Annotated in this window: 12 protein-coding genes; 1 reads left to right on the plus strand and 11 read right to left on the minus strand. The window is 63.4% G+C overall.

Features of this window, described 5'->3' with window-relative positions:
• From ppdK to JNK99_RS10245, 10 genes are all read right to left on the minus strand, one after another.
• Positions 1-1,986 (minus strand): pyruvate, phosphate dikinase (gene ppdK, locus JNK99_RS10200; RefSeq protein ID WP_291852315.1); only part of this gene is annotated, 1,986 nt, incomplete at its 3' end.
• A 163-nt stretch (positions 1,987-2,149) separates the two neighbouring features.
• Entirely contained in the window at positions 2,150-3,772 is a 1,623-nt protein-coding gene (locus JNK99_RS10205) for an NAD(P)-binding protein (RefSeq protein ID WP_291852318.1), read from the minus strand.
• The gene (locus JNK99_RS10210; RefSeq protein ID WP_291852321.1) at positions 3,772-4,785 is read right to left on the minus strand and encodes a thiamine pyrophosphate-dependent enzyme; all 1,014 of its coding nucleotides are present in this window, start codon (positions 4,783-4,785) and stop codon (positions 3,772-3,774) included. Before JNK99_RS10210 ends, JNK99_RS10205 begins: the two co-directional genes overlap by 1 nt.
• 11 nt (positions 4,786-4,796) lie before the next feature.
• On the minus strand, positions 4,797-6,050 hold the full coding sequence (gene porA / locus JNK99_RS10215) for a pyruvate ferredoxin oxidoreductase (RefSeq protein WP_291852323.1): 1,254 nt from the start codon (positions 6,048-6,050) through the stop codon (positions 4,797-4,799).
• Positions 6,043-6,639 carry a 2-oxoacid:acceptor oxidoreductase family protein gene (locus JNK99_RS10220; protein ID WP_291852326.1) on the minus strand — a complete coding sequence of 199 codons (597 nt, stop codon included), beginning with the start codon at positions 6,637-6,639 and terminating at the stop codon, positions 6,043-6,045. Before JNK99_RS10220 ends, porA begins: the two co-directional genes overlap by 8 nt.
• Before the next feature lie 277 nt (positions 6,640-6,916).
• Positions 6,917-7,975 (minus strand): MaoC family dehydratase, encoded by a 1,059-nt coding sequence (locus JNK99_RS10225; protein WP_291852328.1) that lies wholly within the window; start codon positions 7,973-7,975, stop codon positions 6,917-6,919.
• Positions 7,976-8,008: 33 nt separating this feature from the next.
• Positions 8,009-9,052, minus strand: a complete 1,044-nt coding sequence (locus JNK99_RS10230; protein WP_291852331.1) for a CoA ester lyase — start codon at positions 9,050-9,052, stop codon at positions 8,009-8,011.
• 60 nt (positions 9,053-9,112) lie between these two features.
• Positions 9,113-10,333 carry a 2-methylfumaryl-CoA isomerase gene (locus tag JNK99_RS10235; protein ID WP_291852400.1) on the minus strand — a complete coding sequence of 407 codons (1,221 nt, stop codon included), beginning with the start codon at positions 10,331-10,333 and terminating at the stop codon, positions 9,113-9,115.
• A 24-nt stretch (positions 10,334-10,357) separates the two neighbouring features.
• Positions 10,358-11,587 carry a CoA transferase gene (locus tag JNK99_RS10240; RefSeq protein WP_291852334.1) on the minus strand — a complete coding sequence of 410 codons (1,230 nt, stop codon included), beginning with the start codon at positions 11,585-11,587 and terminating at the stop codon, positions 10,358-10,360.
• A gap of 22 nt (positions 11,588-11,609) precedes the next feature.
• The gene (locus JNK99_RS10245) at positions 11,610-12,797 is read right to left on the minus strand and encodes a CaiB/BaiF CoA-transferase family protein (protein WP_291852337.1); all 1,188 of its coding nucleotides are present in this window, start codon (positions 12,795-12,797) and stop codon (positions 11,610-11,612) included.
• Positions 12,798-13,179: 382 nt separating this feature from the next.
• Between JNK99_RS10245 and JNK99_RS10250 the strand changes: the two genes are divergently transcribed.
• A complete protein-coding gene (locus tag JNK99_RS10250) occupies positions 13,180-14,043 on the plus strand; it encodes an acyl-CoA dehydrogenase (RefSeq protein ID WP_291852339.1) in 864 nt (287 codons plus the stop codon).
• Positions 14,044-14,124: 81 nt separating this feature from the next.
• On the opposite strand, the gene JNK99_RS10255 is transcribed toward JNK99_RS10250, so the two are convergent.
• Positions 14,125-15,216, minus strand: coding sequence for a tartrate dehydrogenase (locus JNK99_RS10255; RefSeq protein WP_291852342.1), 1,092 nt, complete (start codon positions 15,214-15,216; stop codon positions 14,125-14,127).
• Positions 15,217-15,259 lie beyond the last annotated feature (43 nt).

Raw genomic sequence — 15,259 nt, forward strand, 5'->3', positions numbered from 1 at the left:
GAATTCGTGCAGTGGCGGATCGAGCAGACGGATGGTGACGGCCATGCCGTTCATTTCGCGGAACAGGCCCTCGAAGTCGCCGCGCTGCATCGGCAGCAGTTTGGCCAGCGCGCGGCGACGGCCGGTTTCGTCATCGGCCAGGATCATCTCGCGCACCGCCTTGATGCGGTCGCCTTCGAAGAACATGTGCTCGGTCCGGCAGAGGCCGATCCCCTTGGCGCCGAAGTTGCGTGCTGCCTTGGCATCTTCCGGAGTATCGGCATTGGCGCGCACGCCCAGCCGCTTGTGCTTGTCGGCCAGTTCCATCAGTGCTCCGAAGTCGCCGGTGAGTTCGGCTTCCTTGGTTGGCACCTGGCCGAGGTAGACCTCGCCGGTCGAGCCGTCGAGCGAAATCCAGTCGCCTTCCTGCCAGGTTTCGCTGCCGATCGACATCGTGCGTGCACGATAATCGACATGCACCGCGCCGGCGCCGGAAACGCAGCACTTGCCCATGCCGCGGGCGACCACAGCGGCGTGCGAGGTCATGCCGCCGCGCGCCGTCAGGATACCCTTGGCGACGCTCATGCCGCGCAAGTCTTCGGGGGAGGTCTCCTGGCGCACCAGGATGACGGTCTTGCCCTTGCGCACCCACTCTTCTGCTTCATCGGCGAAGAAGACGATCTGCCCGGTCGCGGCGCCGGGTGAAGCCGGCAGGCCATGCGCGATCGAGCGCGCCTTCTTGATGGCGAGGGGGTCGAACACCGGGTGCAGCAGTTCATTCAGGCGTTCCGGATTGACCCGACGCAGGGCCTCCTTCTCGTCGATGATGCCCTGACGCAGCATCTCCATCGCGATGCGCACCATCGCCGCACCGGTACGCTTGCCGTTGCGCGTCTGCAGCATCCACAGGCGACCTTCCTGAATGGTGAACTCGACGTCCTGCATGTCGGCGTAGTGCTTCTCCAGCTTGGTTTCGGCCTGCAGGAGTTGCTGGTAGATGTTGGGCATCAGCTCCTCGAGCGAAGGGAACTTCGCACGGCGCTCCTCTTCGCTGACCAGGGCCAGTTGTGCCCAGCGACGCGAACCTTCGAGCGTCACCTGCTGCGGCGTGCGGATGCCGGCGACGACATCTTCACCCTGCGCATTGATCAGGAACTCGCCGTTGAACAGGTCTTCGCCGGTGCTCGCATCACGTGTGAAGGCGACGCCGGTACCGCTGTTGTCGCCAAGGTTGCCGAAGACCATGGCCTGGACATTTACGGCGGTGCCCCAGCTGTCCGGGATGTCGTTCAGCTCGCGGTATACCTTGGCCCGGTCGTTGTTCCAGCTCTGAAAGACCGCCATCACCGCACCCCAGAGCTGTTCCCAGGGATCGGTCGGGAACTCGCGGCCGACCCGCGCACGAATCAGCCCCTTGAAGCGCAGCACGAGTTCCTTGAGGTCTTCGGTATCGAGCTCGGTGTCGAGCTGAACGCCCTTCTTTTCCTTGACCATGTCGATGACCACTTCAAACGGATCGTGATCCTCCTTCGATACCGGCTTGAGGCCCATGACCACATCGCCGTACATCTGCACGAAGCGCCGGTACGAGTCCCAGGCAAAGCGCTCGTTGCTTGCCTTGCGCGCCAGGCCGACGACCGCCTCGTCATTGAGACCGAGGTTCAGGATGGTGTCCATCATGCCCGGCATCGATGCGCGCGAACCCGAGCGTACCGAAAGCAGCAGCGGGTCCGCCGAGTCACCGAATTTCTTGCCCATTTCCTGTTCCACGAACGCCACGCCCTCGCGAACGTCGGCTTCGATCAGCTTGAACACAGCGTCCTTGCCCTGCTCGCTATAAACCGTGCACACCTCCGTGCTGATCGTGAAACCGGACGGTACGGCGATTCCCAGGCGGCACATTTCCGCCAGGTTGGCACCCTTGCCGCCGAGCAGGTTCTTCATTTTGGCATCACCGTCAGTTCGAGCGGCACCGAATACGTAGACGTTCTTGGATTGCGTTGACATACATACCTCGCAGATGAGGAGACAAGAAAAGGACACTTCGAACGGCTGGCTCGAAGTGCCTCCAGAGTTGGTGACCCGGACGTGCTCGCCAGGTCACGGTGTCGCTGTGTTCCGGCCGGTGGAACTGGCCGGAACACGAGGGCTGGCGCGGTGCCGAAGAATGTCAGATCTCTTCGGCTTCCATCTTGATTGCGCCGCAGGGGCATTCGGCGACGCACATGCCGCAGCCCTTGCAATAGTCGTAGTTGAACTGGAAACGCTTGCCGGGACCAAGCTTGATCACCGCATTGTCCGGGCAGACCCCGTAGCAGTTGTCACATTCGAAGCAGTTGCCGCAGGAAAGGCAGCGCCTTGCCTCGAACAGGGCGTTGCTCTCGTCAAGCCCGCCCTGGACTTCATCGAAGGTCGACTGCCGGCGAATGATGTCGAGCATCGGCCGCACGGTTTTTGGCGCATCGGCGTAGTACCAGGTGTTGAGATTCTCGAAAACCGCAACTTCGCGCTGTGGTGGGGGGGTGTATTCCTCGTCACGCAACCAGGCATCGATATGGCGTGCCGCCTGTTTGCCATGACCAATACCGACGGTCACGTTGCGCTCGGCAGGAACCATGTCGCCGCCGGCGAAAATTCCCGGATGACCGGTCATCATGTTGGCGCCGACCTGCACCACGCCATCGCTGACTTGCAGGCCGGGTACTCCTTCGAGCAGCCCGAGATCGACATCCTGGCCGAGCGCGAGTACCAGCGAGTCGGCCTCGATGGTTTCGAACTCGCCGGTCGGCTGTGGGAAGCCCTTGCTGTCGAGAGCCATCTTTTCGATCGTCAGGGATGACTCGTGGGCCTGTTTGATGGTCGACAACCACTTGACCATGATCCCTTCCTGCATCGCCTCCTCGACTTCGAAGTCGTGTGCCGGCATCTTTTCGCGCGTGCGGCGATAGACGATCAGTGGTTCGGCGCCCATGCGCTTGGCGGTGCGGGCCACATCTATGGCTGTGTTGCCACCGCCGTAGACGACGACGCGGCGGCCAAGCATGGGTTTGTCCTCACCTTCCATGCTGCGCAGCAGCGAAATGGCGTCGATGACTTTTGCCGCGTCGCCGGCCGGGATCATCGCCCGTTTGCCGATGTGCGCTCCGACTGCCAGGAAGGCGGCGTCGAATTTGCCTTCCCGCATGGTGTCGAGAATGTTCTCCACCTTGTTGTTCAGCTTCACCGTGACGCCCAGTTCGACCACTCGCTGCATTTCTGCTTCGAGGATGTCGCGCGGCAGGCGGTACTTGGGAATGCCGAAGCGCATCATGCCGCCGAGCAGCGGGCCAGCCTCGTAGACCGTGACGCGGTGGCCGAAGCGACGCAGATGATAGGCGGCCGACATGCCGGAAGGGCCGGCGCCGACGACCAGGACGTGCTTGCCCGAGTCGCTTGCCGGTGGGGTCAGCTTCCAGCCGCGTTTGAGCGCTTCATCGCCGAGAAAGTGTTCCACCGAGTTGATGCCGACTGCTTCATCGAGTCTGCCGCGGTTGCAGGCACCCTCACAGGTGTGGTAACAGACCCGTCCCATGATTGCCGGGAAGGGGTTGTCCTTCGTCAGATGTCGCCAGGCGCTTTCATAATCGCCCGATTCGGCGTGGAAGAGCCAACCCTGGATGTCCTCGCCGGCCGGGCACTGCTTGTTGCAAGGCGGCAGGCGGTCAAGATACACCGGCCTCGATGTGCGCCAGGATCCGGTGCGGTTGGCCAGCGAAGAGCCGGGGTCTAGGGTTATGGCAAAGGGTTTGTCCATCAGTTCGCCTCCTGGTCGAGCAGTCCGTACTTGCGAATGTTCTTGTCCGCCGCTGCCTGCAGGCGAGCGATCGTTTCCACCGCCGGCTTCTTGCCGAACAGGTGGGCATAGCGTTTCTGCAGCTTCAGGTATGCGTCGACGGGCTGCTGCCGGCGGATCTTCAGTACGCCGGTGACCTCGCCGTGTTCGGCTTCGAAGACCGGGAAGATGCCGGTTTCCTTGGCCAGGCGCGCGAGCAGGATGGTGTCCTGTGATGCCGCTCCCCAGCCGAGCGGGCAGGGCACCAGGATGTGGATGTAACGTGCACCGCGTATGCCCATGGCCTTGGTGACCTTGTGCTCGAGATCGCGCAGATCGGCGACGGTGGCCGTTGCGACATAGGGGATTTCGTGCGCCATGGCGATCGCCGGGACGAACTTGCCCTGGCCAAAGGCGTTACCTGGTTCGGGGCCGACCGGCATGGTGGTCGCAGTGCGCGCTGCCGGCGGCGTCGCGGAGCTGCGCTGTACGCCGGTGTTCATGTAGCCACCATTGTCATAGCAGATGTAGAGCACGTCATCATTGCGCTCGAACATGCCGGACAGGCAGCCGAAGCCGATGTCGGTGGTGCCGCCGTCGCCACCTTGCGCGACGACGCGCACGTCGGCCATCTGGCCCTGCTGGCGCTTGACCTTGATCGCCGCGGCGATGCCCGTGGCGACCGCCGCCGTGTTGCCGAAGAGCGAGTGAATCCACGGAATCTGCCAGGAGGTTTCGGGGTAGGGTGTCGAGAATACCTCGAGGCAGCCGGTCGCGTTGGCAGCGATCAGGCGGCCACGCGCTGCATTCATCGCGGCGTCGATCGCGTACCTTGCGCCGAGCGCTTCGCCACAGCCCTGACACGCGCGGTGTCCCGAGTTGAGCGAATTGGTACGTTCAAGGTTGGCCTGCACGCTGCGTTCTTCGGGTGACAGCAGACGGTTGCCGACGGTGAAGGTGCCGGTCTGGTAGAAATGAACGGGTTGGAAGCTCATCGTGGTTCTCCTCAGCCAATACGTGCGGCGACAACGCCGATATCGCGCAGCATGCTTTCGGCTGCCGGACCCGAGCGGCGCGTCGTGCGTTCACGCTCGAGCTGCTTGTTGACCACGTTCCAGTCAAGGTCGAGGAAGGTGAGGTGGCCGAGCTCGCCGCGCGTTGCCTTGGCGAACAGGGTGGCCAGCGATTTTCTGGTGATCGCTCGTCCGCCGAGGCCGGCAACCACGGTATGCCCGTGCAATTGCAGGCCCGACATCGCCATGCGCACATCGGTCGACAGGATGCCGCCGATGCCGACCGCCAGGCTCTTTTCGAGGACCACCACGCGCTGTGCGTTCTGCAAGGCGGCGCGGACGTTGTCGATGGGGAACGGTCGATAGGAGGTGATGCCCAATACACCGATCTTCTCGCCGGCCGCACGCATTTCGTCGACCGTGTCCTTGATGGTGCCCAGCACCGAGCCCATGGCCACGACGATCGTGTCGGCATCGCCGGTCAGGTAGGAATGGGTCAGGCCACCGGAATCACGGCCAAAGACCGCCTTGAACTGCTCGGCCAGCTCGGGAATCCGTTCGAGTGCCTGCATCTGTTTGGCGTGAGCCAGGTAGCGCACCTCCGAGAAAGCCTCCGGGCCAACCATGGCGCCGATCGACACCGGTTCCTTCGGGTCGAGCACCTGGCGGGGCTCGTAGGGCGGCAGGAAGGCATCGACCTGCTCCTGCGTGGGCACATCCACCCGCTCGTACGCGTGGGTCAGAATGAAACCATCCATGCACACCATCACCGGCAGACTCACCTCTTCAGCCAGCTTGAAGGCCTGGATGTGCAGGTCGAGTGCTTCCTGGTTGGTTTCGGCGAAGAGCTGGATCCAGCCACAGTCGCGTTGCGAGAGTGAGTCCGAGTGGTCGTTCCAGATGTTGATCGGTGCACCGATGGCGCGGTTGGCCACGGTCATGACGATTGGCAAGCCGAGACCGGCCGCGTTGAAGACCGCTTCAACCATGAACAACAGGCCTTGCGAAGCGGTGGCGGTGTAGGTGCGGGCGCCGGTTGCCGAGGAGCCGATGGCGACGCTCATCGCGGCGAATTCGGATTCGACGTTGATGAATTCACAGTTCTCGACCTCGCCCGCTTTGACCATTTCGCCAAGGCCTTCGACGATGTGTGTCTGCGGCGAAATCGGGTAGGCGCAAATCACCTCCGGCCGGCAAAGTGCGACGGCTTCGGCAACGGCGTGTGAACCTTCAGTCTGTTTAAGCATGTGCTGCCTCCTGCTGGCGTGCTCCTGCGATTTCGTCAAGAACGAACTGATACGCCGCGCTGGCCGCAGCGACATTGTTGCTGGCCACCTTGTCGGAGAACTTGGTGTTGATCGCCTGGATCACCGACTCGAGCCTGATGATTCCGGACGCGGCGGCAAAGCCGGCGAGCAGCGGGACGTTGGGCATCGGACGGCCGACGTGCTTGCGGCTGAGGTCGGTGGCGGGAACCGTACACAGCCGGTCCTTCGGCCAATCACGCACGTAGTCGCCAAGACCCAGTTCGTCGAAGCTGCGGCTGGTGTTGATCAGAATATAACCGTCCTTTTTCAGGCCGGCGAAGACGTCGACCTGGTACAGCAGGGTCGGATCCTGAATGATCAGGGCGTCGGGTTCCATGATCGGTTCGCGCAGCCGGATCTCCTTGTCGGCGATGCGGCAGAAGGCAACGACCGGGGCACCGGTGCGCTCCGAACCGAAACTCGGAAAGGCCTGGGCGTGGCGGCCTTCCTCGAAAGCAGCAATCGACAGCATCTCGGCAGCCGTAACCACGCCTTGGCCGCCGCGACCGTGTATTCGGACCTGGAACATAATTCCTCCATTGTTTTACATCGTTCTTTCGACGTTCGCGCAGCATATCTGAGTTCGAATCCGATGAAAACAACGATACCGCTGCGTATGGTGAAAATTGCGGGCGGATTGCGGAACTTTCGTCGCGCGGCTTGTGTGCCCGGCCGCCAGGGGCGGCGTGGCCGCGCCGTCTGGCTTGCTGTTGCCGTCTCTCAAGCGAGGTCGACCGGCAAGGGTGTACCCGTCGGCTGGCCGTGCCGCGCTGCCGGGTAATCGGTCGGTGCTCTGCCGGTCGCCTTTACGTCCGTCGCGGGATGATCACCGTGTAGTCGAAATCGAGCACGACACTCGCCGCATAGCGGCCATCGGTGGTTTTGTAGGGAAACTCGGCGCAGGGCTGGTCCTTGGTCGCCACGGTACGCAGGCGGAGCGCTCCGAGGTCATTGCGTCCAGGCAGGATCAGACGATCGATGATTTCCGACCAGGCATAGATCGTATCGCCGGCAAACGCCGGTGCGACATGACGGCCACCATTGATCGCCACGATGCTGAACGCATTGGCCAGGCCGTTGAACGACAATGAACGAGCAAGGCTGATGATGTGGCCGCCGTAAATGATGCGGCGGCCAAAGCGCCCGGCCTTTTCGGCCTGCTGATTGAAGTGTACGCGGGCGGTGTTCTGGTACAGGCGGGTGGCCATCATGTGTTCGCTCTCCTCGATGGTCATGCCGTCCACGTGGTCGATGCGTTCGCCGACCTGGTAGTCGTCCCAAAATTCGGTGCTGCCGGCCAGCGCATGGTCGTACTGTCCGATCCTGATGCCTGTCGGAACGGTCAGCTCGCTGGTGGGAACGGCGGCCGGCAGGTCGGGCAGGCAGGGTTCAGGGGTGGGCGATTGCAGGTTGCGCTTGCGCACCATCACCCAGCGGCAGTAGTCGAGTGCGATCTGTCCGCGCTGATTGACGCCGCATGACCGTACATAGACGACGCCTGTCTTCCCGTCACTGTTTTCCTTCAGGCCGATCACCGTCGAATCGGCGTTGAGCGTGTCCCCCGGATAAATCGGATGGCCGAAGCGGCCGGCGGCGTAACCGAGATTGGCGACGGCGTTGAGCGAGATGTCGGGTACGGTTCGGCCAAAAACCATGTTGAAGGCCAGCAGGTCGTCCACCGGTGCCCGCGGGAAGCCCAGGCTGTGGGCGAAGGTGTCGGCCGATGTGACGGCAAAGCGTGAACCGGTCAGCGCCGTGTACAGGGCAACGTCGCCCTCGGTGATGGTGCGCGGCGTCGCGTGCGCGATCGTCTGCCCGATGTGGAAGTCCTCAAAGAAGTTACCGAGTCTGGTCTTTTCGCTCACTAGACGCTCTCTCCCTCGTCGTTGATCGGTTGTCTACAGGCCGTAAGCGGCGGCCAGGTCCGGATCGCGCCGGGCTACCAGTCGCGCCAGATCGACGATCACCTTGGCCTGTTTCCAGGTCGCGTCGTCCTGCATCTTGCCATCGATCGTCGCCACGCCGCTGCCGTCGGGCATGGCTTCCAGAATGCGCTTGGCAAACAGCACTTCCTTGACGTCGGGGCTGAACACCCGCTTGGCAATGGCGATCTGGTTTGGTGCCAGCGACCAGGCACCCGAACAGCCCATCAGGAAAGCATTGCGGAACTGTGCCTCGCAGGCGGCTTCGTCCTTGAGGTCGCCGAACGGACCGTAGAACGAGCGCAGGCCATGCGCCACGGCGGCGTCGACCATGCGCGCCACGGTGTAGTGCCAGAGGTCCTGCTGGAAGAAGGCGCGTTGATCGTGGCCTGTCTCGGGGTCGGCGAGGACGCCGTAGCCCGGATGCCCGCCTCCCACGCGTGTGGTCTTCATGCCGCGCGAAGCCGCCAGGTCGGCCGGGCCGAGGCTGAGGCCATGCATGCGCGGGCTGGCGCCGCAGATTGCCTCGACGTTGGTGACCCCCTGCGCCGTCTCGAGCAGGGCGTGCAGCAGAATCGGCTTGCGCACCGCGTACTTTGCCTCGAGCAGGGCGATGTACTGATCGACGAAGTGGATGTCCCACGGCCCCTCGACCTTGGGAATCATGATCACGTCGAGTTTGTTGCCGACGTGCCTGATGATCTGCTCGAGATCGTCGAGTATCCAGGGGCTGTTGAGTGCATTGACCCGCACCCACAGGGCCGTATCGCCAAAGTCGTGCTGACCGAGCAGTTCGATGAAGCCGGCGCGAGCCGCTTCCTTGGCTTCGATGGGAATGGCGTCTTCCAGATTGCCGCACATCACGTCGCATTGCCTGGCCGTCTCCGGTGCCTTGGCACGAATCTTGTCGATGTGGGGCGGGAAGAAGTGGATCATGCGTTCCGGGCGTACCGGCAGTTCGCGCAGAGGTTGTGGGGCGCCGATGGCGAGAGGCTTGTAAAAATGGACGGGCGGTTTCATGGCGTTCCCCTGGTCAATGGAAAGTGGGTGGTGGCAGCGAGCGGGCTGCCCGCGACGGCTTCAGCCTGGTCCGGCGACGATGTGGGCGTCGTGCAGGCGGCCGACTTCGGCCTCGCTCAGGCCGAGGATGTCGAGCAGAATCTGGTCGGTGTGTTCGCCCAGTCGTGGCGCCGGTATCGTCGGCAGGCGCGGTATCTTGCTGAAATCGAGTGGGGTGCCGGGCATCAGGTAAGCGCCGATGCCGGGCTGCTCGGTCAGCGTGAACAGGGGATTCCCGGTCGAGCAATCGGGGTCAAGGGCAATTGCCTCGCGCACGCTGCGGTAGGGTGCCCAGGTGACACGGTGGGTGTTGAGAATGGTGGCCGCTTCGGCCAGCGTGCGGGCGTGAAACCACGGTTCGAGCAAGCCGGCGATTTGCTGTCGGGCGCGGTAGCGGTTACCTTCGTCACCCAGGTCCAGGCCGAGCCGCATGCCGAGCGTTGCGACCGCCTCCTGCAGGCCGGTCGCCTTGGTCAGGCAGAGCCACTGCATGTCAGTCAGACCGACGACCATCAGTCGCTTGCCGTCCAGGGTCTCGAAGTCCCGGCCAAATGCGCCGTAAAGATAGTTGCCCTGGCGTGGCCGGTCGGTGTTGTTCACCATCACCTCGGCGATAAGTCCGAAATTGGCGATCATCGCCAGGGCCACATCTTTCAGTGCGAGGCGCACGAGTTGTCCTTCCCCGGTCAGGCGCCGGTGGCGTTCAGCGGCGAGCAGGCCGAGCGCGATCATCTGACCGCTGATGAAGTCCCAGGCCGGAAAGACATGGTTGACCATTTCCGGTGAAGCGCTCGGCCCGGTCATCAGCGGTAGGCCGAGCTGCGGATTTACCGTGTAATCGACCTCCGAGCCACCGTCGCGGCGACCGGTCAGATTGACCATGACCAGGTCCGCGCGATGCCTTCTCAGGGCGTCGTAGCTCAGCCAGCCCTTGGCCGGAAAGTTGGTGCTGAACAGACCCGCGTTAGCGCCCGGAGCGCAGACCAGCTGGGTCAGCAGTTCCTGCCCGCGCGGCTGGCGAAAATCGACGGCGATCGAACGTTTGCCCTTGTTGAGACCGGCCCAGAACAGGCTGTGCCGGCCATCGAGGGTAAGTGGCCAGCGACCGTGATCGAGGCCGCCACCGATCGGGTCGAAGCGGATCACATCGGCGCCGAGTTGTGCCAGGGTCATGCCGCCGAGTGGCGCTGCTACGAACGCCGAGCCTTCGACGATCCGCAAGCCATCGAGAATTCCTTGCATCGCTTCCACGATTCCTTTCAGTGTTCAGATGACGCGCTTGCGGTGCAGTTGTTCTATCTCTTCGGTGTCGAGGCCGAGGAGATCCGAGAGCACCTCGTCGGTATGTTGCCCCAGGCGCGGACCGAGGTGCTTGATGCGGCCCGGGGTGGCGGACAGGCGTGGCAGCACGGAAGGAACGATGACCGTCTCGCCGATGTCCGGTTCGTCGATCGCTACCAGATTGCGCCGCGAATGAAACTGGCGATCGCCGAAGATGTCGGCAATGCTGTTCAGCGGGCCGGCTGGAGCACCGGCGGCGAAGCAGCGTGCCAGGATGTCTTCGCGATGCAGCGAGCCACACCAGTCGCGAACGATTTCATTAACGTCATGACGGTTTTCGAGCCGTGTTTTCTGATCGCCGTACACGTGAGGCGCTGCCAGTTCCGGTCGGCCCATGGCAATCGCCAGTCGCTCGAAAAGCTTGTCGGTAACGCACGAAATGGCGACCCATTTGCCGTCGTCCTTGGTTGGGAAATGGCCGTGCGGGCAGGCAAAGTCGTTGTGCGTTGGTCCGTGCCGCTCGCGCACCCGTCCGAACATGCCGTAGGCTGGCGCCAGTTCCTCGGTACAGCGAAACACCGATTCGTACAGCGCGGCGTCTATGTACTGTCCTTTGCCGGTGCGTGCACGGTGGCGCAAGGCCATCAGGATGCCGATACAGCCGTACAGGCCGGTGAGGTAGTCTCCGAGCGTGGTCGATCCCGGAGTCACGGGTGTTCCCCGCGGCATTCCGGAGAGAAAGGCGATCCCGCCGACGGCGTGCGCGACCCGCGCAAAACCGGGTCGATCCTTGTAGGGCCCGGTCTGCCCGTAACCGGTGACCCGCAGCATGATCAGGCCGGGATTGATCTTGCGCAGAACTTCCCAGCCCAGTCCCCATTTCTCAAGGGTGCCGGGGCGAAAGTTCTCACAGAGGACGTCCGATTTTTCGATCAGTTGCTTGAACAGTTCCACCCCTTCAGGCAGATGCAGGTCGATGGTGACCGAACGTTTGTTGCGTGCTTCGCTGAACCAGGCGAGCGTGTCCCTGCGCCTGGTCGGTGTGCCGAAGTAACGCAAGGGATCGCCGCCCTTGGGGTTCTCGACCTTCAGTACATCGGCGCCGAATTCGCCGAGAATGCTGGCACTGTAGGGTGCGGCGATGACCGTGGCGGCGTCGATGACGCGAATGCCGGCGAGTGGCAGTCTGGTCTCGGCTGGGTCGGTGATGGGCATCGGAGTCCTCGTAAAAGCCTGTTCAGATGATCTTGCGCTGTCGCAGGCGCTTGATCTCCAGTGCCGAAATCCCCAGCAGTTCGCGCAGGATTTCATAGGTCGCATTGCCCAACGGCGGTCCAAGGCTGGAAATCCGCCCGGGTGTTTCGGATAAGGTCGGCACGACTCCCGGAACCACCACCTCGCCCAGTCCCTCCTCGGTCAGGCGGGCCAGGTTGCCGCGCGCCTTGAAGTGCTCGTCCTCGAACATGTCGGCAATGCTGTTGAGCTGGCCGATCGGCACTTCGCCAGCTATGCAGCGCTGCATCACCTCTTCGCGAGTCAGGGAACCCACCCATGCGATGACGATGCGGTTGACCTCGTCGCGTGCTGCCAGTCGCTTGCGCTGGTCGCCGTAGCGATCGGCTGCGGCGAGTTCGGGTCTTTCCATGGCAGCGGCAAAGCGTTCGAACATCTTGTCGGTGGTGCAGGCGATTGCCACCCATTTGTCGTCCACGGTGCGGAAATGACCATGCGGAACGGCGACGAAACTGCCGGCACCCTCGCGCTGGCGGACCTTGCCGAACAGGCCGTACGCGGCAGCAATCTCGTCCATCTGCCGGAAGACGGCTTCGTAAATGCCGATGTCAACGACCTGGCCTTCACCGGTTTCCTCCCTGTGGCGCAGCGCCAGCAGGATGCCGATTGCGCCGTACAGGCTGGAGAGATAGTCGCCCAGCGGTGCCGTGCCCGGCAACACCGGTGTTTCGCCCGGGAAGCCGGCGAGGTAGGAGAGGCCGGCGAAACCATGCGCAATGTGTGCGAAGCCGGAGCGCCGGCGATACGGTCCGGTTTGTCCGTAACCCGAGACGCGCAGCATGACCAGACCGGGATTCGCCTCTCTCAGCTCCTGCCAGCCGAGGCCCCATTCCTCCATCGTTCCCGGGCGGAAATTCTCGATCAGGACGTCGGACTTGTTGACCAATTTCAGGAACAACTCGACGCCTTCCTGCTGGCGCAGGTCGAGGGTGACCGACTTCCGGTTACGGCCTTCGCTGAGCCAGGCAAGTGTCGCGTCATGTCGCTTGGATGCCGTTCCAAAGCGCCGCATCGGGTCGCCAGCGATCGGGTGCTCAACCTTAAGGACCTCGGCGCCGAACTCGCCCAGAATCGACGCGGCATAAGGCCCGGCAAGGAAGGTGCCGACGTCTATGACGCGAATCCCGTCCATCGGCAGCTTGTCGTTATCGTTCGAGCGATCCGCGTCGGCGTCCTCATGCCGGCCTTGCTCGGAGGCAGATCGATCGCTATCCGACCCTTCGCCCGTACTATCAACAGCTACTGACTGCAGCGGGGCGGACTGCGCCGAGCCTGCTCCCTTTCCCATGGCACCACCTCCCGACAGCGTCGCCCGAGGAAGCGCGCCTGCCTTTTCTCGCGCCAGGTCCGGCATCGGCGCACCCCTCGAATTATATGGGCAAAATGGCTCCTTGGTGCAGCGATCATGCGGCCGGGGGGAGATCGCCGTCAGGAGCGTGCGGCAACCTGAGTTCCGACGCATGCTGTGCTGTACTTGCCGAATCCTCCCGCCGCCGTTCGAAAGGATCGTTTCGATGACTGACGCAAGTTCCGACTACGCCGACTGGATTGGTCGTCGCGAAACGACCGACGACGACCTGAGTCTGACGCCGGCCCTGGCCGCAGCGGCGACCCTCGACGATCTCTCGACCCATTTCGACAAGGGAAGTGCGCTGCCGCCACTCTGGCACTGGTTCTATTTCCTGCCCAGGGCGTCACAGGGCGATCTCGGCCTCGACGGACATCCGCGGCGCGGCGGCTTCATGCCGCCGATACCCTATCCGCGGCGCATGTTCGCTGGTGCGCGCCTGCGCTTCCATGGCCCGCTGCTGATTGGTCAGACGGCACGCCGGGAGGTGGTCATCCGGGACATCCGGCTGAAATCCGGGCGTTCCGGTGCGCTGGCTTTTGTCTCGCTGCTTTGCAGTTTCCATCAGGATGGACGACTGTGTATCGAAGAGGAACAGGACATCGTCTACCGCGAACCGGGTCCTCCGGTGGCCTGCCCGAGCGTGCTCGACTGGCCGCCGCTGCCGGCTGAAGCCTGCGCGCGCATCATTGCGCCTGATCCCAGGCTGTTGTTCCGCTTCTCGGCGCTGACCTTCAACGCGCATCGGATTCATTACGACCGACCCTATGCGATGGAGCAGGAGGGCTACCCCGGCCTGGTGGTGCACGGACCGCTGACCGCAGTACTGCTGATGGAACTGTTGCGGCAGCAGGTGCGGGAACCGGTGCGCGAGTTCAGTTTCCGTGGGCTCGCGCCGCTCTTCGACCTGGCGCCGTTCCGGCTGGTATGCGCCCGGAGGGGGGGCGCATTTTCGCTCGAAGCGCAAGCGCCTGACGGGGTAACGGCGATGAGCGCCAAGGCGACAACCGGGGGGAAAGCGGACCACTGAGATCGCAACGCTCCTGGCGCTGCCTGCAGAGTGCTTCTTGAGCGGTCGGCGACGGCAGCTCTCGATCGGAGTACGGCCCATCTAGCTGTCGCCAGCCGATTTCCGGGGAAAACTGGCGACGACCGAGGCGATTGCCCGGCCGACGTCGATGGTGCTGGCGCGACCGCCCATGTCGGGCGTGCGCGGCCCTTCGGCGAGCACGGTCTCGATCGCAGCCATTACCGCGGCGGTGGCTTCCGGATGACCGAGATGCTCGAGCATCATCGCGCCGCACCAGATCTGCCCGACGGGGTTGGCGATTGCCTTGCCGTAGATATCCGGCGCCGATCCGTGAACCGGCTCGAACAGCGAGGGGTAGAGGCGCTCCGGGTTGAGATTGGCCGAGGGCGCGATGCCGATCGTGCCGGTGCAGGCCGGACCGAGGTCGGACAGAATGTCGCCGAACAGGTTGGAGGCGACGACCACGTCGAACCAGTCGGGGTGGCGCACGAAATGCGCGGTGAGGATGTCGATGTGGTACTTGTCGCTGCGGATCTCGGGGTACTGCGCCGCCATCGCCGCGAAGCGCTCATCCCAGTAGGGCATGGAGATCGCGATGCCGTTCGACTTGGTGGCCGAGGTCACGTGTTTCTTCGCCCGCCGGCGTGCGAGTTCGAAGGCGAAGCGGAGGATGCGATCGACTCCGCGGCGGGTGAAGAGGCTCTGCTGGACGACGGTTTCCTGCGCACTGTCCTCGAAGATGCGGCCACCGATGCTGGAGTACTCGCCCTCGGTGTTTTCGCGCACGACCCAGAAATCGATGTCGCCCACCTGCCGTCCAGCCAGTGGCGTCGGGATGCCGGGCATCAGGCGCACCGGGCGCAGGTTGGCGTACTGGTCGAACTCGCGCCGGAATTTGAGCAGCGAACCCCACAGCGACACATGGTCCGGCACCTTGTCGGGCCAGCCGACGGCACCGAAGAAAATGGCGTCGTGTCCGCCGATGCGCTCCTTCCAGTCATCGGGCATCATGCGGCCGTGCTTGAGGTAGTAGTCGCAACTCCAGTCGAATTCATCCCAGCGCAACGCCAGGTCGAAGCGTGTCGCCACCGCATCGAGCACGCGCAAGCCCTCGGGAACCACTTCCTTGCCGATTCCGTCACCGGGGATGACGGCAATACGTCTGACCTTCATGATTTCTCCTTCGCGGTTTGTAAACGGGATGGCGGGCGGCGTC

The sequence above is a fragment of the Accumulibacter sp. genome (assembly GCF_016789985.1).
In the GTDB taxonomy this organism is placed as follows: Bacteria; Pseudomonadota; Gammaproteobacteria; order Burkholderiales; family Rhodocyclaceae; genus Accumulibacter.